The 1348-nt window shown below is 42.2% G+C and carries 1 protein-coding gene; it reads right to left on the bottom strand.

The genetic code is table 11. The features are described from left to right. Positions 1-13: 13 nt before the first annotated feature. The gene (locus AB6E08_RS23320; RefSeq protein ID WP_115339201.1) at positions 14-1252 is read right to left on the bottom strand and encodes an ISL3 family transposase; all 1239 of its coding nucleotides are present in this window, start codon (positions 1250-1252) and stop codon (positions 14-16) included. Between the last annotated feature and the right edge of the window lie 96 nt (positions 1253-1348).

The raw sequence follows: 1348 nt of genomic DNA, 5'->3' as shown, positions 1-1348 counted from the left end.
GGCTCTTCTCCGCTTAGATGAGCTTGATTTCTGGGTAAAAGGTAGAGTGAGTTTCTAGGATTGAGGTTTGTCTAATCTTCAATTTAAAGTAATCAGTATCCCTTACTCCTCGAGCTCTCCGCCTAAGAAGGCCTATCGATACATTCCCAGCTTCAACTCGGGCATTCGTTAGCCTATATTTTGCATAATTGCAGATCCCAACTCTTCTCTCCCAAAGCGCATCTGCAAAGTTGATGAGAGATAAGATCCTTGTATTTTTAGCAAGCTGGCACCACGCATCAAGCGCTGCGATCATCAAGTCAAAATTACGTTCATTCCATAAGGCTTGAAGCTGCTCTTTGAGCATATAAATAGTACAAAGTGTCTTATTGCTTTCAAGTAAATCATCCAGCCTATCTGACTGCTTATCGCTTAATTTCGGCGCATTTTTGAGGAGTAAAAATAGCGTCCCCTTAAGCATTTTTTTCTCGTCATGCGTTCCTCTCCTAAACGCTTTATTACGCTCTTTCCTTATCAGAAGAGAGTAGTTCTGCATAACGTGAAACCGGTCAAAAACGATGTCTGCATTCGGAAGAGCCTTTCTCACCGCTGATTGGTAAGATTGACCCATATCCATTGATACCGCTTGGATGCCGTCTCTCGTTTGTGGTGATAATTGTTCAAAAAAGTTGATGAGTACGTTTGAAGTCCGTCCATGATCAACCCAGATAAGTTGTCCTGAAACCAGATCATAAACAACGGTCATATAGTCATGGCCTTTAGCCCTGGCGACTTCATCAACGCCAATATGAACAAGGTTGGTCAACTTCTTAGGCTCTAAAGCGGGCAAGGTAGATAACAGAAATGCTTTATCGATATTTTTCACGGTTTCCCAGCGAATGTCTAAATGCTTAGACACTGCATGGATGCTCATATAGCGGCATAGTCCACTAATAAAGTGACAGAATCTCTTGGTATAGCGACCACCCTTATCAACAAAATCAGTGGCTTCAATCAATCTTCGGCCGAGCTTATCTCTCGTCTGAGCCAGTTCAATTTCTATTACGCAAGGGCGACCACTTACAGGTAAATCTGACAGGCGACGTTGAACATAGTGGTCGACGGTACGCGGTGCTCCAGTCTCAGGGTCAACGACTTTACAGCGTCTGTCTCGCTTGCATTTGACGAGTACTGAATGAGTGCACTCTTCGAGCGTTACAGACTGTACGGATTGACCTTTAAAATTAAATAGAGCGGAAGATAATAACGACAAACTACAACACTAAGATATAAGACAGGAAGTAATTATAAATCAATGCTTTATTGATTTTATTGTTAATTTATAGACTCATCTAAGCGGAGAAGAGCC

Source organism: Vibrio sp. 10N.247.310.24, from assembly GCF_041467175.1.
GTDB lineage: Bacteria > Pseudomonadota > Gammaproteobacteria > Enterobacterales > Vibrionaceae > Vibrio > Vibrio tasmaniensis_A.
This window is presented reverse-complemented; position numbering and strand designations above follow the sequence as displayed.